Origin of the sequence: Pedobacter sp. (assembly GCF_045628745.1) — a bacterium.
GTDB lineage: Bacteria > Bacteroidota > Bacteroidia > Sphingobacteriales > Sphingobacteriaceae > Pedobacter.
The window spans coordinates 1-21,430 of record NZ_JAZQPU010000001.1 but is presented as its reverse complement, the minus strand read 5'-3'; the positions used below and the strand labels follow the sequence as shown (position 1 = coordinate 21,430).

Annotated in this window: 20 protein-coding genes; 12 read left to right on the top strand and 8 right to left on the bottom strand. The window is 40.5% G+C overall.

Features of this window, described 5'->3' with window-relative positions; translation table 11 throughout:
- Window positions 1-399: 399 nt before the first annotated feature.
- The 4 genes from ACR2F7_RS00100 to rsmA form a co-directional block, all read right to left on the bottom strand.
- Window positions 400-792 (bottom strand): HIT family protein, encoded by a 393-nt coding sequence (locus ACR2F7_RS00100; RefSeq protein WP_432711579.1) that lies wholly within the window; start codon window positions 790-792, stop codon window positions 400-402.
- Between the two features lie 131 nt (window positions 793-923).
- Window positions 924-1,397, bottom strand: a complete 474-nt coding sequence (gene greA / locus ACR2F7_RS00095; protein WP_432711578.1) for a transcription elongation factor GreA — start codon at window positions 1,395-1,397, stop codon at window positions 924-926.
- 166 nt (window positions 1,398-1,563) lie between these two features.
- Window positions 1,564-2,511, bottom strand: coding sequence for a 2-hydroxyacid dehydrogenase (locus tag ACR2F7_RS00090; protein ID WP_432711577.1), 948 nt, complete (start codon window positions 2,509-2,511; stop codon window positions 1,564-1,566).
- Between the two features lie 10 nt (window positions 2,512-2,521).
- A complete protein-coding gene (gene rsmA, locus ACR2F7_RS00085) occupies window positions 2,522-3,316 on the bottom strand; it encodes a 16S rRNA (adenine(1518)-N(6)/adenine(1519)-N(6))-dimethyltransferase RsmA (protein ID WP_432711576.1) in 795 nt (264 codons plus the stop codon).
- A gap of 100 nt (window positions 3,317-3,416) precedes the next feature.
- On the opposite strand from rsmA, the gene pdxA reads away from it, so the two are divergent.
- The 12 genes from pdxA to ACR2F7_RS00025 all read left to right on the top strand — a co-directional run bounded on the left by pdxA (window position 3,417) and on the right by ACR2F7_RS00025 (window position 15,754).
- Entirely contained in the window at window positions 3,417-4,496 is a 1,080-nt protein-coding gene (gene pdxA / locus ACR2F7_RS00080) for a 4-hydroxythreonine-4-phosphate dehydrogenase PdxA (RefSeq protein WP_432711575.1), read from the top strand.
- Window positions 4,497-4,573: 77 nt separating this feature from the next.
- Window positions 4,574-5,107: a YceD family protein gene (locus tag ACR2F7_RS00075; RefSeq protein ID WP_432711574.1), complete on the top strand. Its 534-nt coding sequence runs from the start codon at window positions 4,574-4,576 to the stop codon at window positions 5,105-5,107.
- Between the two features lie 18 nt (window positions 5,108-5,125).
- A complete protein-coding gene (gene rpmF, locus ACR2F7_RS00070) occupies window positions 5,126-5,317 on the top strand; it encodes a 50S ribosomal protein L32 (protein WP_196860909.1) in 192 nt (63 codons plus the stop codon).
- A gap of 101 nt (window positions 5,318-5,418) precedes the next feature.
- The gene (gene plsX, locus ACR2F7_RS00065) at window positions 5,419-6,357 is read left to right on the top strand and encodes a phosphate acyltransferase PlsX (RefSeq protein WP_432711573.1); all 939 of its coding nucleotides are present in this window, start codon (window positions 5,419-5,421) and stop codon (window positions 6,355-6,357) included.
- A 10-nt stretch (window positions 6,358-6,367) separates the two neighbouring features.
- On the top strand, window positions 6,368-7,357 hold the full coding sequence (locus tag ACR2F7_RS00060) for a beta-ketoacyl-ACP synthase III (protein ID WP_432711572.1): 990 nt from the start codon (window positions 6,368-6,370) through the stop codon (window positions 7,355-7,357).
- Window positions 7,358-7,423: 66 nt separating this feature from the next.
- Window positions 7,424-7,897, top strand: a complete 474-nt coding sequence (accB, locus tag ACR2F7_RS00055) for an acetyl-CoA carboxylase biotin carboxyl carrier protein (protein ID WP_432711571.1) — start codon at window positions 7,424-7,426, stop codon at window positions 7,895-7,897.
- Window positions 7,898-7,934: 37 nt separating this feature from the next.
- On the top strand, window positions 7,935-9,275 hold the full coding sequence (accC, locus tag ACR2F7_RS00050) for an acetyl-CoA carboxylase biotin carboxylase subunit (protein ID WP_432711570.1): 1,341 nt from the start codon (window positions 7,935-7,937) through the stop codon (window positions 9,273-9,275).
- An 80-nt stretch (window positions 9,276-9,355) separates the two neighbouring features.
- Window positions 9,356-10,246: a twin-arginine translocase subunit TatC gene (gene tatC, locus ACR2F7_RS00045; protein WP_432711569.1), complete on the top strand. Its 891-nt coding sequence runs from the start codon at window positions 9,356-9,358 to the stop codon at window positions 10,244-10,246.
- 45 nt (window positions 10,247-10,291) lie between these two features.
- Window positions 10,292-10,726 carry a ribose 5-phosphate isomerase B gene (gene rpiB / locus ACR2F7_RS00040; RefSeq protein WP_432711568.1) on the top strand — a complete coding sequence of 145 codons (435 nt, stop codon included), beginning with the start codon at window positions 10,292-10,294 and terminating at the stop codon, window positions 10,724-10,726.
- A 26-nt stretch (window positions 10,727-10,752) separates the two neighbouring features.
- Window positions 10,753-12,345 carry a M28 family peptidase gene (locus tag ACR2F7_RS00035; RefSeq protein ID WP_432711567.1) on the top strand — a complete coding sequence of 531 codons (1,593 nt, stop codon included), beginning with the start codon at window positions 10,753-10,755 and terminating at the stop codon, window positions 12,343-12,345.
- A gap of 34 nt (window positions 12,346-12,379) precedes the next feature.
- Complete coding sequence (locus tag ACR2F7_RS00030; RefSeq protein WP_432711566.1) at window positions 12,380-13,765, top strand: LutB/LldF family L-lactate oxidation iron-sulfur protein; 1,386 nt, start codon at window positions 12,380-12,382, stop codon at window positions 13,763-13,765.
- 12 nt (window positions 13,766-13,777) lie between these two features.
- Window positions 13,778-15,754 (top strand): alpha-ketoacid dehydrogenase subunit alpha/beta, encoded by a 1,977-nt coding sequence (locus tag ACR2F7_RS00025; RefSeq protein WP_432711565.1) that lies wholly within the window; start codon window positions 13,778-13,780, stop codon window positions 15,752-15,754.
- Here the strand turns inward: ACR2F7_RS00025 and ACR2F7_RS00020 are convergent.
- From ACR2F7_RS00020 to ACR2F7_RS00005, 4 genes are all read right to left on the bottom strand, one after another.
- Window positions 15,751-16,365 carry a SprT-like domain-containing protein gene (locus tag ACR2F7_RS00020; protein ID WP_432711564.1) on the bottom strand — a complete coding sequence of 205 codons (615 nt, stop codon included), beginning with the start codon at window positions 16,363-16,365 and terminating at the stop codon, window positions 15,751-15,753. The genes ACR2F7_RS00025 and ACR2F7_RS00020 overlap by 4 nt on opposite strands.
- A gap of 51 nt (window positions 16,366-16,416) precedes the next feature.
- The gene (gene feoB, locus ACR2F7_RS00015; RefSeq protein ID WP_432711563.1) at window positions 16,417-18,534 is read right to left on the bottom strand and encodes a ferrous iron transport protein B; all 2,118 of its coding nucleotides are present in this window, start codon (window positions 18,532-18,534) and stop codon (window positions 16,417-16,419) included.
- A 7-nt stretch (window positions 18,535-18,541) separates the two neighbouring features.
- Window positions 18,542-18,757, bottom strand: coding sequence for a FeoA family protein (locus ACR2F7_RS00010; protein WP_432711562.1), 216 nt, complete (start codon window positions 18,755-18,757; stop codon window positions 18,542-18,544).
- A gap of 62 nt (window positions 18,758-18,819) precedes the next feature.
- A partial coding sequence (locus ACR2F7_RS00005; protein ID WP_432711561.1) for an outer membrane beta-barrel family protein occupies window positions 18,820-21,430 on the bottom strand: 2,611 nt, incomplete at its 5' end.

The following is a 21,430-nucleotide window of genomic DNA, read 5'->3' as shown; positions in this document are numbered from 1 at the left end:
CCAATGAAAAAACAATATGTGCTATCAATGAAATTAAAAACAACAAGCACATATTAGATGCAATTAAGGGGCAGGAAGAATTACCAAAATTAGTTGTATAGTAAATTCAGTATTAATTCAATACATGTATAGCCTATTCAGGATAAGACAGTCAACTAATAGTTTCCATATCGTTCAGAGGGCATTGGTAGGGCCTTCGTAGGGCCTTCCTATATCAAACCGATATACAATGGACCTACCAATGCTAGCTCAACGCCCAGTTAATAAAAAATAAATAGATAGCTGTAGAATACGTTACAGAAAGTCAATATTTTATTAACCCTCAAATACCAATATACAAGGCACAAAAAAACCCGGATCAATTACAATCCAGGTTTCTCTTATTTTATTTGTTTCTGCTTAAAGCTCGGCTCTAATTTTAGCAGCTGCTGCTGCCAGCTCTTCCTGACTAGGATTAAGCTTTGGCTTGCTGAAATTCATATCACTTACATTGTTCATCGGAATCAGGTGAATGTGGACATGCGGAACTTCCAATCCAATCACCGCCATCCCTACTTTGATACAAGGGAAGGCTTTTTTAACACCTCCGGCAACGATTTTAGCAAACAAGGTTAAGCCGAAATAGCTTTCCTCATCCATATCGAAAATATAATCGATTTCCTTTTTCGGAATCACCAGCACATGGCCCATCGCTAAAGGACTAACATCTAAAAAGGCCATAAAATCTATGGTCTCGGCTACTACATGCGCGGGGATCTCTCCACTTACAATTTTCGAAAATATACTTGCCATCTTTGCTGCTTAAGGTTGTTGTTAGCTACTGGTTATTAAATAATTACTTACTGACTCCTGAATAATTATTTGCTCACGTTTAAATAATTTCTAGCTGTTTGATAAGATATTCTAAGCTGATTCCTAAATAATTACCTGCTAATTTCTAAAACTTCAAACTCAATTTTTCCTGCCGGCACCTGAATTTCGGCTCTATCGCCAACAGATAAACCTAGCAAACCTTGAGCTATAGGCGATTTAACCGAGATTTTTCCCGTTTTTAAATCTGCTTCAGATTCTGCCACCAATTGGTAAGACATGGTCGCACCGTTCTTTAAATTCTTTATTTTCACAATAGACAACGCCAATACTTTGGTGGTATCTAATTTCGATTCATCAATTAATCTTGCGGTCGAGAGGGTGTTCGACAGTTTTGAAATCTTTGCCTCATGCAAGCCCTGTGCTTCCTTAGCCGCATCATATTCAGCATTCTCAGAAAGATCGCCTTTATCTCTTGCTTCCGCAATAGCTTTGGAGATGAGCTGTCTTCCTGTAGTTTTCAAATAATGTATCTCTTGCTTTAGTTTTTCTAAACCCTCTTGCGTATAATACGTTACTTCTGTCATGGCTCAATTGTTTTTTATAATACTTTATTTAATACTTCGCCTTTCTATTCAGGCACCTCTAAAATACAAACAAGACCATACCGGCGTTAAGCCAACATAGTCTTGCTTCGAATTCTAACGAAGATAATAGCGAATTGTTATATATGCAAATATTTGGACAGGAATTTTAAGAACCCTGTTTTCCGACCGGCAGTGCGGCCAGTTTTTGCGCTAATACTTCAGATATTTTGCGGTAAGAATCAAATGTCCAACCCCCAACATGTGGCGTTAACAACACCTGATTGCAGTGAATCAAGTCCTTATACCATGCCTGCTCCCCTAATGCTGGAAATTTCTCTACTTCCAGCACATCCAGTCCGGCACTTAATACCTTGCCCTCTTTGATGGCCTGCAGCAATGCCTGGGTATTTAAAATCTCTCCACGGGCGGTGTTCAGCAGGAAAATAGGTTTTTTGAAATGATAAAGATATTCAGCATCCACCATTTGCCGGGTTTCTGAAGTCAGCGGGATATGGAAGCTCAGCACATCACTGTGTTTAACAATCTCTTCCATGCTGGCCTCCTGGGCAAAAGCATCAGAAAATCCTATTTTGTATTTATCATAAGCCAACACCTTCACCTCAAAACCCGCAAGTTTTTTGGCAAAACTCTGGCCCATAAAGCCATAGCCAATAATGCCTACCGTTTTACCTTTAAGCTCATAACCACGACTGCCTTCACGGTTCCAAATGCCCTTTCTAATCTCTGCATCTGCCCTTTGAAAGTTGTTCATCAACGAAAGCAACATGCCTACTGCATGTTCGCCTACAGCATCACGATTACCCTCAGGGGCATTCAATAGCTCAATGCCACGTGCAGCGGCAAAGTCTACATCAATATTATCCAGACCGGCACCTGCACGGGCAACAAATTTCAGCTTCGTGCCTGCAGTCATCAATTCCTGGTCTATCCTAAACTTGGTGCGCACCGCAATGCCCTCATAGTTGGCAATAACGGCCATGGTTTCTGCCCGGGTAATTAACGGACAATCATCTACTTCATAACCTGCAGCAATGGCGTGCTCCTTAAAAATAGGATGCAGGTCGTCTATAATTAGTATTTTAGGCTTAGTCATCAACAAATATTTAAGATTCAGCGATCGTATTCAAATGTGTAAGGTGCTGTGTAAGGGTAACAAAATCTGCTACACTTAGCTGCTCCGCACGCTTGTCGAAAAAAGGATGGTCATCCATTCTGTCTTTAGAAATGGTGCCCGACAAAGCGTTTCTTAACGTTTTTCTTCTTTGGTTAAAGCCTCCTTTAACGGTGCGCCAGAAAAGCTTCTCATCACATGGCAGCTCCTCGGTTTTATTTCTGCTCAGCCTGATCACGCCAGAATTTACTTTAGGTGGCGGATTAAAAGTGCCGGGTTTAACGCTAAACAAATATTCTATGTCGTAATAGGCCTGTATCAGCACACTTAAAATACCATATTCTTTGGTGCCAGATTTTGAAGCACAACGTTCTGCCACTTCTTTCTGAAACATGCCTACCATTTCTACCACCTGGTTGCGGTGCTCTAAAATGGTAAAGAGTATCTGCGAACTGATGTTATAAGGAAAGTTACCTATGATGGCAAACTTGCCGGTAAAGATGGTTTTTAAATCAAGCTTTAAAAAGTCGCCATTGATCAGGCGCTCGCCCACCTGCGGGTATTTTCCCTGCAAAAAGTGGTATGATTCTACGTCAATATCAATCATATAGACCTCCAGGTCTTTCCTCTCCAATAATATATCGGTTAGAATACCCATACCCGGTCCTACTTCCAGTACTTGTTTATACTGATCTGTATGAATTAACCCGTTTACAATTTTTGCTGCAATGTTTTTATCTGTTAAAAAATGTTGCCCTAAATGTTTCTTTGCCCTTACCAAACTCATGCTTTCCTGATCTAAGCACGCAAAATAAGCAAAGTTTTACCAGTATCGGACTAACAATATTGTTAAAATCTTGTATTTTGCGCTAAATTCTAAGTTGAGCATGAGCAATAAAGTAAAAATAGGAATTAGCATTGGTGATGTTAATGGTATTGGTTTAGAGGTAATTCTTAAAACTTTAGCCAACAACAGTATTCTAGATTATTGTACACCTATAGTATATGGGCACACTAAAGTGGTCTCCTACCATAGAAAGGCTTTAGGATTAACAGACTTCAACTTTAATGTGGTGACCAGCGCAAGCCTGGCCAATCCAAAAAAAGCAAACCTCATCAATTGCTGGGAAGAGGATGTGAAGATAGAAATAGGCGTTTCTACCGAAATTGGCGGCAAATATGCCCTTCTTTCGCTTGAAAAAGCTACCGAAGATTTAGTAAACGGAGAAATTGATGCCCTGGTAACAGCACCCATCAATAAATTCAATATACAGTCAGAAACTTTTAAATTTCCCGGTCATACCGAATATTTGCAGGAACGCAGTGGTTCTAAAGATGTGCTGATGTTTTTAATTAGTGAAGACCTCAGGGTAGGTGTGGTAACAGGTCATATTCCTTTAAAGGATGTTGCCAGCACCATTACCAAAGACATGATTGTGCAGAAATTAAAGATGATCAACGAGAGTCTTAAAAAAGATTTCTGGATAGAAAAACCAAAAATTGCGGTACTGGGTTTAAATCCACATGCGGGCGATAATGGGTTGTTGGGTAGTGAAGAGCGTGATATCATTATGCCTGCTATTGAAGAAGCGTTCGACAAAGGTATCATTTGTTTTGGCCCTTATCCGGCAGATGGCTTCTTTGGCAATAGCACTTATAAACAATTCGATGCCGTGTTAGCCATGTATCATGACCAGGGTTTGGTACCCTTTAAAAGCATTGCTTTTAGCACCGGTGTTAATTATACCGCAGGTTTAAAATTTGTGCGTACCTCTCCAGACCATGGAACAGGATATGACATTGCAGGTAAAAATGTGGCTGACCCTACCTCTTTTATTGAAGCACTTTTTGCAGCTACCCATATTGTAAAAAACAGAAGAGAGCAAGAGCAGTTATTGAACAATCAGCTGCGTTCAGGAGGCAAAATTATTGAAACTGCCTCTGACGTAAAGGATGACGCAAATTAATTGTCGAACCTTTTCTACAAATCATTTTATATATGTCAAAATAATTCATACATTTGCGGGCTAAAATTTGGTTACAATTGAGAGCTTTAAAACAATTTTCGATCCCCTTTACCGGCTTAAAAATTGGCAAACATGATTTCGAGTTTGACCTTGATGATAGCTTTTTTGGCGCTTTTGAATACTCCTTAATTCAAAAAGGTAATTTAAAGGCAACAGTAGAGCTGGACAAACAAGAAACAATGTTAATTTTACAAATCCACATTGTGGGTACGGTAAAATTAGATTGCGACAAGTGTTTGGCAGAATTTAATGCTCCGATTGATATTAAGGAGCGTCAAATTGTTAAATTTGCCGAAGAAGATGCAGAAAGCGATGATCTGGAGATCATTGTACTGAATAAAAAAGAAAGTGAAATTGACCTTGCGGCAATTCTTTATGAGTTTGTTAGCGTGTCAGTACCTTTTATTAAAGTCTGTGAAGAGAATGGCGACGGACAGCAGTGTGATCAGGAAATGATTGCAAGGTTGGAAAACCTAAGTTCTGGCACAGCACCCGAAGAAGTAAAGAACGATGAAGACCCACGGTGGGCAGCATTAAAAAAATTAAAATAATAATTAAACAAATTTGTAATGGCACATCCAAAACGCAAGATTTCTAAAAGCAGAAGAGACAAAAGAAGAACACACTATAAAGCAGAAGCTCCTTCTTTGGCTACTTGCCAAACCACTGGCGCAATTCACGTACCTCACCGTGCATACAATGTTGATGGTAACTTGTACTACAATGGCAAATTAGTCATTGAAAACACCTCAATAGGGTAATATTCTTGAAAAATAGTTTGTGTTTTGCTGGTGTTTAAGTTTATCTTAGGCATACAAAAAAATGCACATTTAATGCTTTCTACACAAACTGATTTTTTACTATGAAAATAGGTCTCGATATAATGGGCGGAGACTATGCTCCCAAAGCTAATGTTTTGGGAGCAATAGCAGCTCACCAATTACTATCGCCTGGAGAACATCTGGTTCTGATTGGCGATACAAAGCAGATTAAACCTTTACTTTGCGAACAAGGGTTCAACCCTGAACATTTCGAATATGTACATACTGATGAAGTGATTGAGATGGGCGACCATCCTACCAAGTCTATTGTGCAAAAACCAAATTCCAGCATTTCTGTTGGTTTTAATCTCCTCAAAGAAGGTAAAATAGATTCTTTTGCCAGTGCTGGTAACTCGGGCGCTATGCTTGTTGGTGCTGTTTTAAGTGTTAAAACATGTACAAACATCCTAAGACCTTGTTTAACCAGTATTGTTCCCAAACTTGATGGTGGCATTGGTCTGATGCTTGACGTTGGCGCGAATGCTGATTGTAAGCCCGACTTTTTACTGCAATTTGGTATTTTAGGCAGCCTTTACTCGGAAACAATGATGCACACGACCAACCCTAAGGTGGCCCTGATGAATCTTGGTGAAGAGGATAAAAAAGGAAATGCCTTAAGTATGGCTACTTTTACTTTAATGAAAGCCAGCAACCAGATTAACTTTGTTGGTAACATTGAAGGTAGGGATCTTTTCAATAAAAAAGCTGATGTTATAGTGTGCGACGGTTTTACCGGCAACATTATGCTCAAGCTTGCTGAATCTTTTTACGTTCTCACAATTAAAAAAGGATTTAAAGATGAGTTCTTTGACCGTTTTAATTATGAAAACTATGGTGGCAGCCCTGTTCTGGGTGTCAATGCCCCAGTTATCATTGGTCATGGAATCTCCACTCCTAAGGCAGTAAAGAATATGATCTTGCAGTCCAAAGAAATGATTACGACTGGCCTTGTAGATAAAATACAGGCCGCTTTTAAATAAAGACAAAAAAATGAGTAAAGTCCGCGCCGCGATAACTGCGGTTCATGGTTATGTTCCTGAATATGTTTTGACAAATAAGGAACTGGAATCAATCGTTGAAACTACAGATGAATGGATAACCTCCAGAACGGGTATCAAAGAACGTAGAATTTTAAAAGGTGAGGGACTAGGGACATCAGACATGGCAGTATTGGCGGTGAATGGTTTACTAAAGAAACGTGGTATTTCTGCAGCAGAAATAGAGCTGATTATTTTTTGTACTACAACGCCAGATCAGCCATTTCCGGCTTCGGCAAATATTTTAGCAGATAAAATTGGTGCTGTCAATTCCTGGGGATATGACCTTCAGGCGGCATGCTCCGGCTTTATTTTCGGCTTAACCACTGGCACACAATTTATCGAATCTGGCAAACATAAAAAAGTATTAGTTGTTGGCGGCGATAAAATGTCTTCCATTATTGACTATGAGGACCGCACAACCTGCATCATTTTTGGTGATGGCTGCGGTGCTGTGCTTTTAGAGCCCGATGAAGAAGGTAACGGAATTATTGATACCATAACCTGTACGGATGGTTCAGGAAGAAGTCACCTGAACATGAAGGCTGGTGGATCTGTAAAGCCTGCAACACATGAAACCATAGATAACCATGAACACTTTGTGTACCAGGAAGGTCAGGCGGTTTTTAAATTTGCAGTGACCAATATGGCTAACGTTGCGGCAGAAATTATGGAACGCAATAAGTTAACAGCAGATGACATTAACTGGCTGGTGCCACACCAGGCTAATAAAAGAATCATTGCTGCTACAGCTTCCAGAATGGGTGTGGGCACAGAAAAAGTAATGATCAATATTGAAAAATATGGCAATACCACCAACGGAACCATCCCTTTATGTTTATGGGAATGGGAAAGTAAGTTGAAAAAAGGCGATACCCTTATTTTAGCAGCCTTCGGCGGTGGATTTACATGGGGTTCCATTTACCTGAAATGGGCATATTAACTTTATAATAAAATAATCTTAACTTAGTATTATCTAAGGATATACATCTTTTTAAAATCACATCAAATGGATATTAAGCAAATTCAGGAACTGATCAAGTTTGTTTCCCGTTCAGGCGTCAACGAAGTAGCTATTGAGCAAGTAGACTTCAAAATAACAATCAAAACTAACCAAGCGCCAACGGTTATTAACACTACTGTTCCTGCTCCAGCTGCTGCTGCAGTATTACCAGCAGCAGCGGCAGTACAACCTGCAGCTATAGAAACAAAACCTGCAACACCGGTTGACGAAAATTCTAAATACGTGACGATAAAATCACCTATGATTGGAACTTTCTATCGTTCATCTAGTCCTGATAAACCTTCTTTTGTAAATGTAGGTGATGAATTTAGTGTTGGTAAAGTAATTTGCATCATTGAAGCCATGAAATTATTCAACGAAATTGAAAGTGAAATTTCAGGTAGAATAGTGAAAGTGCTGGTAGACAATGCGTCGCCGGTAGAATACGATCAACCATTATTTTTAGTAGAACCTATGTAATATTTGCCTTCGGGTAAATCATTATCTAATCAATAATATGTTTAAAAAAATACTAATTGCCAACAGGGGTGAAATAGCCTTGCGTATCATCCGTACTTGCAAGGAAATGGGCATCAAAACTGTTGCAGTCTATTCCACGGCAGACAGAGAAAGCTTACATGTGCGTTTTGCAGATGAAGCTGTTTGTATTGGCCCGCCTCCAAGTAAAGATTCTTATTTAAGCATTCCAAATATCATATCTGCAGCAGAATTAACCAATGCAGATGCAATACATCCAGGATACGGATTTTTATCTGAAAACGCTAAGTTTTCTTCCGTATGCCGCGATTATGGAATCAAGTTTATTGGTGCTACACCAGAACAAATTAATTCCATGGGCGATAAGGCTTCGGCTAAAGAGACCATGAAAAAAGCTGGTGTACCTACTATTCCAGGCTCTGAAGGTTTGCTGAGCAGTGTTAAAGAAGGTATTAAAATTGCCAATGAAATGGGCTACCCTGTCATCCTTAAAGCTACTGCCGGTGGTGGTGGCCGTGGTATGCGTGTAGTCTGGAAAGATGAAGATTTTGAAAATGCATGGGACAGTGCCAGACAAGAGTCAGGTGCTGCTTTTGGCAACGATGGTCTTTACCTTGAGAAATATATTGAAGATCCCCGTCACATTGAAATCCAGGTTATTGGTGATCAATACGGCAGGGCATGTCACCTTTCTGAACGCGATTGCTCTATTCAGCGTCGTCACCAGAAATTAGTAGAAGAAGCGCCATCACCATTTATGACTCCAGAGTTAAGAGAGAAAATGGGTGAAGCGGCTATTAAAGGTGCCATTGCGGTACAGTATGAAGGTGCTGGAACCATTGAATTTTTAGTTGATAAACACCGTAATTTCTATTTCATGGAAATGAATACCCGTATCCAGGTAGAACACCCGGTAACGGAAGAGGTAATCAATTATGATTTAATCAAAGAACAAATTAAAGTGGCCTCAGGTGTGCCCATTACTGGTAAAAATTATTTGCCTGATATGCACGCTATTGAATGTAGAATCAATGCAGAAGACCCTTTTAATAACTTCCGCCCTTGTCCGGGTAGAATTACCAATTTCCACTCTCCGGGTGGTCATGGGGTAAGGGTTGATACGCATGTTTATGCAGGCTACCAAATTCCATCTAATTACGATTCCATGATTGCTAAACTGATCTGTGTTGCACAAACCAGGGAAGAAGCCATCAGCACCATGGAACGTGCCTTAAGTGAATTTGTTATTGAAGGGGTGAAAACGACCATTCCTTTTCACTTGAAATTAATGAAGGATCCGAATTTCAGAGCGGGTAATTTTACCACTAAATTCATGGAGACCTTTGTTTTTACAGAATAATAAATGTTTTTGTAATATTTAAATCCAAATACCATTCTATATAGATTAGAATGGTATTTTTGTTTTAACAAGCTATTTACATGAGTGAGAATAAAACCCAGAATCTAATTGATTCCATCAAAAATAAAGGCAAAACTTTGGAATCAGAAATGTCCTTCTTTGACCATATAGATGTGTTGAGAAAACACCTTTTAAGGGCGCTATCCGTTATTATTGTCTTTACTATTGGTGCATTTTATTATACCGATTTCATTTTCAACACCATCATCATGGGGCCTAAAAACCCAAGCTTCTGGACTTACAGGATGATGTGTAAGTTGGTAGAAAAATATCCTTCCCTGGGGGAGGAGTTTTGTATCACCAAAATTGATGCTAAAATTATCAACACAGAAATGGCCGGGCAGTTTACCCTGCAACTGAATTCATGTGTAATGGTAGGGATCATCTTGGGTATCCCCTATTTATTATTCGAAATATGGCTTTTTGTAAAACCTGCCCTGCATGATTCTGAAAGAAAATCGGCAAGTGGCTTTGTAGCCTTTGCCTCCTTTTTATTCTTCCTGGGCCTGCTCTTTGGCTATTACATCATATGTCCACTTTCTATCAACTTCCTTACTAACTTTACGGTAAGTCCTGATATTCAGAACACCTTTACCATAGATTCTTACCTTTCTTCAGTGATGACTTTAACCCTGGGCTCGGGTATTATTTTCCAGCTTCCGGTAGTAATTTATATCCTGTCGAAATTGGGTATCATGACCCCGGCTTTTATGAGAGCCAGCAGAAGGTATTCTACAGTACTCATTTTGATTGTTGCAGCAATTGTTACCCCTACGGCAGACCCTTATACCATGCTTATTGTGGCCATGCCTTTATTCTTATTGTATGAGTTAAGTATATACATCTCTGCAAGTATAGAGCATAGTAAAAACAGGGCCTTATATGGTACTAAAAATGCCCCAAGGGATTAACTGAAAATTTATGGTACTTATCTAATAATCTAGCTAACTTTGAATATGTCTACAAATATTACCATCGCAATTGGCTCCGACCATGCCGGTTTCGACTATAAAGAAATGATAAAAGCTTCTTTAGAAGCCTATGAAGTAAAAGATTTCGGCACATATAACCCTGAATCTGTTGATTATCCGGATTTTGCACATCCTGTTGCTGAGGCTGTGGAAAACGGTGCCTTTACTTTTGGAATCCTGGTTTGTGGAAGTGCAAACGGGGTCGCCATTACGGCCAATAAACACCAACAAATTCGTGCCGCCATTTGTTGGCAAAACAAAATTGCCGCTCTCGCCAGACAACATAACAACGCCAATATCATTTGTATCCCGGCAAGATTTGTTTCTGAGGAGCTAGCCAGGGAAATGATCACTACTTTTTTAAATACTGCCTTTGAAGGGGGCAGACATGGCACCCGTGTCAATAAAATTTCCTGCTAACTATTCCTAAACTGAACAAATTACAAATGAAGAAAAAATTTATTTACACCTCCCTGGTGCTTTTTCTGGGTTTTAATGCCTGTGCACAAAACAAAACTGCTATTAAATACAGCAAAGGAATTACCAAAGAGAAGTCATATAAACATTTAGCCATCCTTGCTTCCGATGAATATGAAGGACGTGAGACTGGCAAAAAAGGTGCGTGGATGGCAGCAGATTATATCAAAAACCATTTCAAATCTTTAGGCTTAAAAGGCCCTGTTAAAGGAGAATATTTCCAGCCGATAGACATGGCCACCAACACTTTGGCACAAAGTATTGTGACCATTAATGGCACCCAAAAAGAGCTGTTAAAAGATTTTATCATTGCTCCATCAAGCGTTACGGGCGAAGGTTTCACCTTTAACAATAAAGCTGTTGTTGTAGCCGGTTATGGCATCAATAATAATGGTTATAATGATTTTGCTGGCGTGAATATCCAGGATAAAGTGGTGATGATCTTCAAAGACAGCAGTCCTGCCGACCGTACAGAAATGCGCAAAAGGATGCTGGATCAACAACAAAAGGTTGAATACTTGGCTCAAAACAACGCTTTAGCTTTAGTTATTGTAGATCCTGCTTTAGATAATGTTACTGAAGCAATGGTTTCCCGTTATAACAATGGTGAAGGCCCTTTGGTGATGAAAACTAAAGAATACCTTGAAAGTTTGAAAAATAAAAAATCATTGCCCATCATTACCATCTCTACACAAACGGCAAATGAAATTCTTAAATCAGGTGGCAGCAGTGTTGAAGCTTTGAAAAAGCAATTAGCAGACACGAAGAAACCAGCAAGTAAAGTAATTGACGTTGCTTTTTGCGCTACTGCAGTTAGAAAAGAAAATGCAGTACGTGCAGAAAACGTATTGGGCTTCTTAGAAGGTACAGACCCCGTGTTAAAAAAAGAAGTGCTTGTCTTAACTGCACACTATGACCATATTGGAATCAGCACTACAGGAACCGACAAAGTAAACAACGGTGCTGATGATGACGGTTCTGGTACCACTGCCATTCTTTTGCTTGCAGAAGCTTTTACAAAAGCCAAAAAAGAAGGACATGGGCCAAAAAGAAGTATTTTGTTCATGACTGTTGTAGGTGAAGAAAAAGGTTTATTAGGTTCAGAATGGTATTCTGAAAATCCTATATTCCCTTTAAAAAACACCATCACCAACTTGAACATTGACATGATTGGCCGTGTAGATGCTGATCATGAAAAGAACCCTGATTATATTTATATCATTGGTTCAGACATGTTAAGTTCTGATTTAAATAACCTGGGTATTAAAGCTAACAAAGATTATATCAATATGGATCTAGATATGCGTTATAATAACCGTACTGATCCAAATCGTTTTTATTACCGCTCAGACCATTATAACTTTGCCAAGCACAATATTCCGGTGATCTTTTATTTCAACGGTGTACACCCTGAATACCACGCCCCTGGTGATGAGATTGATAAAATCAACTTCCCACTGATGACCCGCAGAGCTCAACTGGTATTTTTTACGGCATGGGAATTGGCCAATGGTGCTAAACGTCCTGTAGTGGATAAAAACGAAGACGGTTCGCCGAGGTAATCCCTCTGCTTTATCACCTTAAAAAACAAAATATATGTCAATGAAGATAGCTGAGGAATTTCTGGTAAAGGCTGATGAAAAGGCTTTCGACCTTGACCATCGTCAAATCATCAACCACAATATTGGAAAATACAATGTTGCGGTAGAAAGAGGATTGTCAAAGTTCGAGAACCTCGAGAACTCCAAAAAGAAAGCCCACGTGATTAAATGGAGGGTGATGGAGAACCTTGACAAATATTTACCGGAATTTGAAGCTAACTTTACTCGAAACGGTGGAAAAGTGATCTGGGCAAATGATGCCGAGGAAGCACAAAAAGAAATTCTGAACATCATTCAGAAAAACGGTGGTAAAACGGTGATCAAGTCTAAATCGATGACCACTGAGGAGATTCATATTAACGATTTTCTCGGTAAACATGGCATAGAATCTTTAGAAAGTGATTTGGGAGAATACATTGTGCAGCTCCTGGGCCAACCGCCCTACCACATTGTTACGCCGGCCATGCACCTCAGCAAGAACGACATAGCCAAGCTTTTTCATGAACACTTTGGAACACCCCTTGATGCTACACCAGAACAGCTGACTCAAAAAGCGCGTGAGCTGTTAAGGGATAAATATTTAAAAGCTGATATTGGTATCAGTGGTGGCAACTTTTTAATTGCCGACACAGGAAGCATTGCCCTCACCGAAAATGAAGGCAATGCACGCTTGTGTACCACTTTTCCAAAAATACATATTGCCATAGTAGGCATAGAAAAGGTCATCCCTTCGATGGCCGACCTTGACCTTTTCTGGCCCTTACTGGCCAGTCATGGCACAGGACAAAATCTTACCGTTTACAACACTATTTTAAGTGGCCCCCGTAAAGCTGAAGAAACCGACGGTCCGGAAGAGATGTATGTCATCCTTCTAGACAATGGACGGACGAATTTACTAGCCCAAAAAGACCAGCGACAAGGCTTGTACTGTATCCGTTGTGGTGCATGTTTAAATGCTTGTCCGGTTTATAAAAATATTGGTGGCCATACCTATAATACCACTTACAGTGGCCCTATTGGCTCCATCATTACCCCCCACCTCAAGGGGATGAAAGAATTCAAACACCTCAGCTATGCCTCCAGTTTATGTGGCAAATGTTCGGAGGTGTGCCCTGTAAAGATAGACATCCATAAAATGCTTCTATTGAACAGAAAAGATGCCGTAGCGGAGCACGACAATAGCAAAGCGGAAGACTTAGGCTGGAAAATATGGAAAACAGGAATGCTTAAACGTTCCCGGATGGATATGTTTGGCGGCAAAATAAAGAACTTCTTTCTCAGGGTACTCTTCAAAAAGATATGGGGTAAATACCGATCCATGCCAGAAGTAGCACCAAAATCCTTCTCACAACTACATCAGGAAAGAAAAAAAGACATTTAATCTTCATAGCCCATGCACTTTGACAGAAAAGGTAAGGATGATACAACTTTATTAAATTTGTATAAACAGCTGCTTTATCCGCGAATGATCGAGGAAAAGATGCTGATCTTACTGCGTCAGGGCCGCATTGGCAAGTGGTTTTCCGGCATCGGACAGGAAGCTATTGCCGTAGGCAGTACCCTGGCCATGGATAGCGAAGAATATATTCTTCCTATGCACCGTAATTTAGGTGTTTTTACCGCCAGAGGGGTTTCTTTAAAGAAGCTCATGGCGCAATGGCAGGGCAAGCTGACTGGTTTTACCAAAGGTCGCGACCGCTCCTTTCATTTCGGCACGCAGGAGCATAAAATTGTGGGCATGATCTCCCACCTGGGACCACAAATGGCACTGGCAGATGGCATTGCTCTTGCTGATCTGCTGTCGGCAAAGAAGGCTGCAACCCTGGTTTTTACCGGCGACGGTGCCACCAGTGAGGGTGATTTCCATGAGGCCATCAACGTGGCGGCGGTATGGAACTTACCCGTCATCTTTTTAATTGAAAATAATGGCTACGGGCTATCTACCCCTGTTCAAGAACAATATAAATGTGCCCACCTTGTTGACCGCGCCATAGGTTATGGTATTGAAGGGATACAGGTAGACGGCAATAATATCCTTGAAGTGCTTGATACCCTCACGGAAGTTGCCCAAAGGATGCGGAAAAACCCTAAACCAGTATTGATTGAGTGTTTAACATTCCGCATGCGTGGCCATGAGGAGGCCTCAGGCATTAAATATGTTCCACAGGAATTACTCCAAACCTGGGCACAGAAAGATCCTGTTAAAAATTTTGAAGCCTACCTTTTTGAGCAAAACATCTTGAACGACGCACTGGTTGCTGACATCAGAAGCAATTTTAAAAAGGATATTGAGCAGGATGTAGAAAGTGCTTTTCATGAACCGGAGCCTATAGCTGATATAGCGCAGGAGCTGGCAGATATGTATTACCCTTATCAGCAGCAAGTAAGCTCTCCAGTAGCACAAAGCAAAGAGATCAGGTATTTAGATGCGCTGTCGGAGGGCCTAAAAGTGGCCATGCATCATTATCCCAACCTGGTGTTAATGGGCCAGGACATTGCTGGTTATGGTGGTGCTTTTAAAATTACAGAGGGCTTTACTGCTGCTTTTGGCACAGACAGAGTGCGCAATACGCCTATTTGCGAATCTGCAATTGTTGGTGCCGCCCTCGGTCTTTCTATCAATGGCTATAAGGCTGTGGTAGAAATGCAATTTGCCGATTTTGTGACTTGTGGTTTCAACCAGATTGTTAACAATTTAGCGAAAACACATTACCGTTGGGGAGAAAAAGCAGATGTGGTGATCCGAATGCCCACAGGTGCTGGTACTGGTGCCGGGCCTTTTCACTCGCAAAGTAATGAAGCCTGGTTTACCAAAACGCCAGGCCTTAAAGTTGTTTACCCGGCCTTCCCTTTCGATGCTAAGGGATTGTTACTTGCCGCCATTGAAGACCCTAACCCAGTGATCTATTTTGAACATAAATATCTGTACCGCAGTTTAAACGGACAAGTACCTGAGGGTTTTTATACGGTTGAAATTGGTAAAGCGAATGTGCTGAAAGAAGGAAATGACATCAGCATTATTACCTATGGCCTTGGGGTCCATTGGGCGCTCTCCTACCTCGATGATCATCCGGAATTGTCTGTGCAATTGGTAGACCTCTGCAGCTTACAGCCATGGGATAAAGAAACAGTGGCTACCGCGGTTAAAAAAACAGGAAGAGTGCTGCTCTTGCATGAGGATACCCTAGGTTCTGGTTTTGGGGCCGAAATTGCCGCCTGGATTGGGGAACACTGTTTTACAGATTTAGATGCCCCCGTGATGCGTTGTGCAAGTCTAGATACGGCCATCCCCATGAGTAAAACCCTCGAAGAAAGTTTCCTTGCCAAAAGCAGGCTCCATGAAATGGTGGAGAAGTTAAAAGCTTATTAAGTACCTGTGGCAGGCAGTATAACTTCTGCCAAAGGATTAAAGAGGTAAATATGTCCATTGTCAAGACAGGTACAGCGGAATCTTTTTCTTAAGCGTTCTCCCTTTTTGAATTTCCTTCCATCTTTAATGGTAAAAACGGTATGCAGGGGAATCTCCTCCAGCCTTGAACCTGTATAAGCCACATCATACTTTTTAAGTGCCCTTGACAGCTGTAAATCTGTACAGCTGGAAGCAGAAGGATTAATCAGGTAGCTATGAATGGCCTGGCGCAGCTCTTCCGGAAAAATCTCTTGCTCCAGAAAAGGGTTCATCATGCGTTTAAAGTTGTTCTTCCATTCCATGCCATGTGGTTTAACCTTATTCTTATGGTCATTCCAGGTAAGCAGGTGAGCAAACTCATGAACAGTAGTCACCAGAAAAGCAAAATGATTCAGGTCATTATTGACAGAAATCCGGTGACCTGCTGTTTTAAAAGGATGTCGGTAGTCACCAAGTTTAGTGGTCCGGTTTTTAGAAATCTTGAATTCACATTGAAAATAATCTATCCAGCGCGCAATCGTCGGCGCCGCAGCGGCCGGCATATATTGCGCAAGAACCTGATCCTTTTTCATCAATATAGATTTGTTTGAGTAAATAATGTAAGCTTTCTGAAAGATAAGCTTTTACTTTAACAGTTGGTAGGCAATTAAACTGGCAATATAAGCCATTACCGTCATGTAAGCCACCTGTATCATAGGCCATTTCCACGACTTTGTTTCCCGGTAAACCACGGCAACGGTACTCATACATTGCATGGCAAAAGCATAAAACAGCATCAGTGCAAAGCCAGTGGCAAAAGTAAATATCGGCAGGCCTGTATTGGCATTTTTAGCAGCCATCATTTTACTGCGGATGGTGCCCACATTGTCAGCCCCATCTTCAACACTATAAATGGTAGCCATGGTGCCAACAAAAGCCTCACGGGCAGCAAAAGAGGTGATTAAAGCAATGCCTATCTTCCAGTCAAAACCTAAAGGGCGGATAGCCGGTTCAATGGCATGTCCCAGAATACCAGCATAAGAATTCTCTAAACGCTCTGCAGCATGGTCTCTTTCTAAGGTGGCAATCTGCACAGAATCCTGAGAAGCTTCTATAGCGGCATATTTCTTATCGAGGGCTTCAAAACGTTTCGGCGGACCATAAGTGGCCATCACCCATAGTACAATTGAAATAGCAATGATGACCTTACCCGCTTCGAGCACAAAGGTTTTAGACTTTTCGTACATCGTAAAGATCACATTGCTCCAGCGGGGCTTGCGGTACACCGGCAGCTCCATGATGAAATAAGATTTTTCTGTGGCTTTAATCAGGAATTTCATTACAAAGGCAACCAGTACAGCAGCTAAAATACTGATGATATACATGCCCATTAACGTCAAGCCCTGCAGGTTAATAAAACCAAACAAGTGTGTTTTAGGGATGATCAGGGAAATCAATAACGTATATACAGGTAAACGCGCAGAACAACTCACCAGGGGAGATACCATAATGGTGATGATGCGGTCTTTCCAGCTTTCAATGTTACGGGCACTCATAATAGAAGGCACCGCACAGGCTAAACTTCCTATCATGGGTACTACAGACTTGCCGCTCATGCCAAATTTGCTCATCACCTTATCCATCATAAAGGTTACCCGGGCCATATAACCTGTATCTTCTAATACGGAGATGAAAGCAAATAAAATAGCGATCTGTGGAATGAAAATAACTACGCCACCTAAACCAGCCAGGATACCATCTAACAACAGGTTAGTGAGGATCCCTTCGGGAAGATGTTCATGGCCATAACTCGTTAACCAGGCGAAAGCCGATTCGATGAGTTCCATCGGGTACGTTGACCATGAGAAGATGGAGTTAAATATAAAAAAGAGTATAAATATAAAAATAAGAAAACCCCATACCTTGTGGGTAAGCACACTATCGAGCTTATCGCTAAAGATAAACTTACGTGCAGCTCCCGTGTCTTTAATTACACCTGATAAAATAGTACTTAGGTAACGGTATCGGGAGATGGTTTCTGCAGCTTGTTGTTTGGACGATTCAAATCCGGCATCAGTTTTAATCTGTTCAAGCGCTACATGTGCAGGAGCAGGAATATTTTCCACATGCTGGTGCTGGTGCAGCATCTGCAGGGCATAATAGTCATTTTCTATTTGCAGTACACGTCTTACTTCCGCAATAGCTTCAGGAGCTAATACTGTTACATCGGCACCGGCCACTTGTGTTGCAATGGTGGATCGGTTAACAATAGCATTTTTTAAGTCGTCCAGACCTTGATTACCTCTTGCAGAAATGGCCACCACCTGTATGCCCAGTCTTGTAGACAGCTTGTTGATATCAATTTCCAGGCCTTCTTTTTTGGCCATATCCATCATGTTCAGTGCAAGAATGATGGGTAGCCCAAGGTCAGCCACCTGGGTGTAAAGGAGTAAATTTCTACGGAGGTTGGTTGCATCGGCAACCAGCACAATCAGTTCTGGGTGACTAGCATTATGTCTGTCAGCAAGGACCTGAAAAACGATACTTTCGTCCCTGCTTTTAGGGTATAAACTATATGTTCCGGGAAGATCGATGATCTCCGCCTGCAGGTTATTCGGTAGTTTGCAATAACCAATTTTTTTATCAACGGTAATACCTGGGAAGTTGCCTATCTTCTGGTTGAGTCCGGTTAATAAGTTAAACAGTGTTGATTTTCCTGTATTAGGATTACCAACTAAGGCAATTTTAATATCAGAAGCCAAATTCTTTTTATGAGATGATGATAACTGCAGCTTCGTCTTTACGTAAACAAAGCTGATAACCTGCTACACGAATAGCCATGGGATCGCCAAGAGGGGCGAAACGTTCTACTTCAACAACCTCCCCTGGCAGACAACCCATTTCCATTAATTTTACAGACATTTCTAGATCGGTAAATGCGACAATAGTTCCTTGCTCACCTTTAGTTAATTGCGATAGCTTCATTATCTTAAATTAGAGCGCAATTTACCCTTTATCTATAATAAATCCAAATAAAGGGCAAGAACTTACATTCTCATTCTAATGCGTTGACCACCACCGCCGCCACCTTGCCTTGGATTCTCTGCAGACATATTTTTACCACCCATTCTATTCAAGGCATAGGTAAAGGAAAGCATATAATAACGTTTCAATACAGTATAGTTTAAATCGGTAATTACTGAGTTGTTAGAAGTACGGGTAACACCTTGGTTCTGGTTCAAAATATCGTTCACCGCAAACTTAAAGTTTCCTCTGCTTTTAAACACCTGCTTGCTGATGTATGCATTAAACAAGGTATAATTAACATCAAATGCTGCCCCACGTCCTGTATTCTGAAAGTAATCAGCATCAGCAGCAAGCCTCAAATCGCCAGGAAACAAATAACTAATGTCGATGGTCGGGTTTAAAGTATAATAGGTAGTATTCTGTCCTTTATTAGCAGAATAAGTACTGCGGTACATGGTACCTTTAACACCTGCTGTAAGATCAAACTTATCCAGAGAAGACACAATTTTATAACCATTAGAGACACTAATGTCGTTGGTAACATTTTCTATGGAATTGGTGAAGTTAACGCCACGACCAAACGAGCCGCCTAAATCAATATTCAGGTTTAACTTATTTTCAGGTATAATAGGAAGACCTACAAAGCCGCCTGCATTTAAATTGTAAACACCTTTAACGTTGACAGGCAATACGGCAATTTTACCAATTCTATCTGGATCAGGATCTGCAGTGATCAACATGCTGTTGTTACCAAAAGCATTAATGGTTTGGCTTGCATTTAGATATAAAAACAAAGAACGGAAGTTGGCATAGTCAAAGTTATTATACTGGATACTTAAATTATTGTTAAAAGAAGGTTTTAAATCTGGATTACCAATAGGAACATATTGTGTATCGGAGTTATCTGGTATAGGTTGTATTTGGGAGATACTTGGTTGTTGCGTATTTCCTCGGTAATTAACCCTGATACGCTTGCTATTGCTAAAAGTATAACGAAACTGAGCGCTTGGAGTAAGGTTATAAAAATTCTGGTTCACTACTCTTCCAGTGGTAATGTTATCATTTTTACGATCCGTATGTTGAACAGCAAGACCTGCATTCCAGGTGTACTTCTTAGCTGTTTTATTAAAGCTGAAACCAGCTGCATTGTTTAAAGTTGTATTCTCATAGGTATTGGTAAATCTGGCATCAACGATATCATACTTAGAAGTTACCGGGTTGTAATTATAGCTTAACCGTTCTGAGTCGCTGAAACTGTAACGATTTTCGTAATTTAATTCCAGGCTAAAAGTTTTCGACAAAGGTTCCGTATAGACAACTCTTGAGGTATTGTTAATCGAGTTACTTTTACTATCATTTAACTGATCGGTTAATTTTTCAGTGGTGATACCAAGCGAATCAGTTACAAAATCTAAGGTATTCATAAAATTATCAGCATTACTTTCGTTCCAGCTGGTGTTCACATTCAAGGAAAGCGTACGGCCACGGCGTAAGAACTTCTTCCTGATCAGTAAATTATTACTTAAAGAAGGTGAAGATGATTTAGTAGTATAATCTTGCGTACCTACCGTTGTACTCTTTTGAAACATATTGGTATAGGCAGAACTACGGTTGTTATCAGTATTTGAAAAACTGAAATTCGGCTGTATTTTAATCGATGTTGTAGAGTCAATTTTTGTGTCTAACAAGAAGTTTACACGGTGGTTTAGCCTTTCAGTGAGGCTGCTCTGTTTGTTATCAAAGGTTGTGGTGGTATTTCCTCCCAATAAGTTTTGTCTAAAACTGGTTTGATCGTTCACTAAGGAAGTTTTATTGAAGAAATAACTACCGCTGATTTCTGTTTTATTCTTTAAGATATTAGCATAGTTCAATCCAGCAGCACTTGTTGTAGTAATACCTTGCGCGGAACCACCGCCACCGCCACCACCTTGTCTGCCTCGGCCACCACCTTCACCAAAATTCTGTTTATTGACATTGTTGAACTGTGCAATAACAGACATCTGCTCATCATTCTTAAACTTATTAACATTAAGGCTCAACTCATGACGTTCATCAGAACCATACCCAAGACTGGTATTTCCAAAAACACCATTCTTTCTATCTTTCTTAGTAGTAATGTTAATGATCTTCTCGCGGTTACCATCATCAATTCCGGTAAACTGCGCCTGTTCTGACAGTTGATCAATGACCTGTATTTTATCAATCATATCTGCAGGCAGGTTTTTTGTAGCCAATAATGGGTCATTACCAAAAAACTCCTTGCCATCTACTTTAACCCTGGTAACGGTTTCTCCCTGGGCTTTGATGGAACCATCTTTAGCTACTTCAACACCGGGTAATTTCTTTAATATATCTTCAACAACTGCATTTTCACGCACTTTAAATGAACCTGCATTAAATTCTACTGTATCTTTTTTTACGATAACCGGGGGTACCTCCCCTTTTATTTCAACGGTATTCAGGTTAAAGCCAGTATTTTCCATGCTCACTGCACCCAGATCTACTAAATTACCGTCAGCATTCACCGTAAAGTCTTTGGTTACACTTTGTAAACCAAGGTAAGCCACATATAGACGATAATTTCCCGGTGCTAATCCTTTAAATTCAAAACCGCCGTCTATTGCTGTGTTA

What these genes read in the sequence shown, in the direction of transcription:
- ACR2F7_RS00030 (WP_432711566.1), top strand. Translation starts at nt 12,380, where the DNA reads ATGTCAATGAAGATAGCTGAGGAATTTCTGGTAAAGGCTGATGAAAAG.
- pdxA (WP_432711575.1), top strand. Translation starts at nt 3,417, where the DNA reads ATGAGCAATAAAGTAAAAATAGGAATTAGCATTGGTGATGTTAATGGT.
- rpmF (WP_196860909.1), top strand. Translation starts at nt 5,126, where the DNA reads ATGGCACATCCAAAACGCAAGATTTCTAAAAGCAGAAGAGACAAAAGA.
- greA (WP_432711578.1), bottom strand. Translation starts at nt 1,397, where the DNA reads ATGACAGAAGTAACGTATTATACGCAAGAGGGTTTAGAAAAACTAAAG.
- accC (WP_432711570.1), top strand. Translation starts at nt 7,935, where the DNA reads ATGTTTAAAAAAATACTAATTGCCAACAGGGGTGAAATAGCCTTGCGT.
- ACR2F7_RS00060 (WP_432711572.1), top strand. Translation starts at nt 6,368, where the DNA reads ATGAGTAAAGTCCGCGCCGCGATAACTGCGGTTCATGGTTATGTTCCT.
- ACR2F7_RS00025 (WP_432711565.1), top strand. Translation starts at nt 13,778, where the DNA reads ATGCACTTTGACAGAAAAGGTAAGGATGATACAACTTTATTAAATTTG.
- ACR2F7_RS00100 (WP_432711579.1), bottom strand. Translation starts at nt 792, where the DNA reads ATGGCAAGTATATTTTCGAAAATTGTAAGTGGAGAGATCCCCGCGCAT.
- ACR2F7_RS00020 (WP_432711564.1), bottom strand. Translation starts at nt 16,365, where the DNA reads ATGAAAAAGGATCAGGTTCTTGCGCAATATATGCCGGCCGCTGCGGCG.
- tatC (WP_432711569.1), top strand. Translation starts at nt 9,356, where the DNA reads ATGAGTGAGAATAAAACCCAGAATCTAATTGATTCCATCAAAAATAAA.
- rpiB (WP_432711568.1), top strand. Translation starts at nt 10,292, where the DNA reads ATGTCTACAAATATTACCATCGCAATTGGCTCCGACCATGCCGGTTTC.
- ACR2F7_RS00010 (WP_432711562.1), bottom strand. Translation starts at nt 18,757, where the DNA reads ATGAAGCTATCGCAATTAACTAAAGGTGAGCAAGGAACTATTGTCGCA.
- plsX (WP_432711573.1), top strand. Translation starts at nt 5,419, where the DNA reads ATGAAAATAGGTCTCGATATAATGGGCGGAGACTATGCTCCCAAAGCT.
- rsmA (WP_432711576.1), bottom strand. Translation starts at nt 3,316, where the DNA reads ATGAGTTTGGTAAGGGCAAAGAAACATTTAGGGCAACATTTTTTAACA.
- ACR2F7_RS00090 (WP_432711577.1), bottom strand. Translation starts at nt 2,511, where the DNA reads ATGACTAAGCCTAAAATACTAATTATAGACGACCTGCATCCTATTTTT.
- ACR2F7_RS00035 (WP_432711567.1), top strand. Translation starts at nt 10,753, where the DNA reads ATGAAGAAAAAATTTATTTACACCTCCCTGGTGCTTTTTCTGGGTTTT.
- accB (WP_432711571.1), top strand. Translation starts at nt 7,424, where the DNA reads ATGGATATTAAGCAAATTCAGGAACTGATCAAGTTTGTTTCCCGTTCA.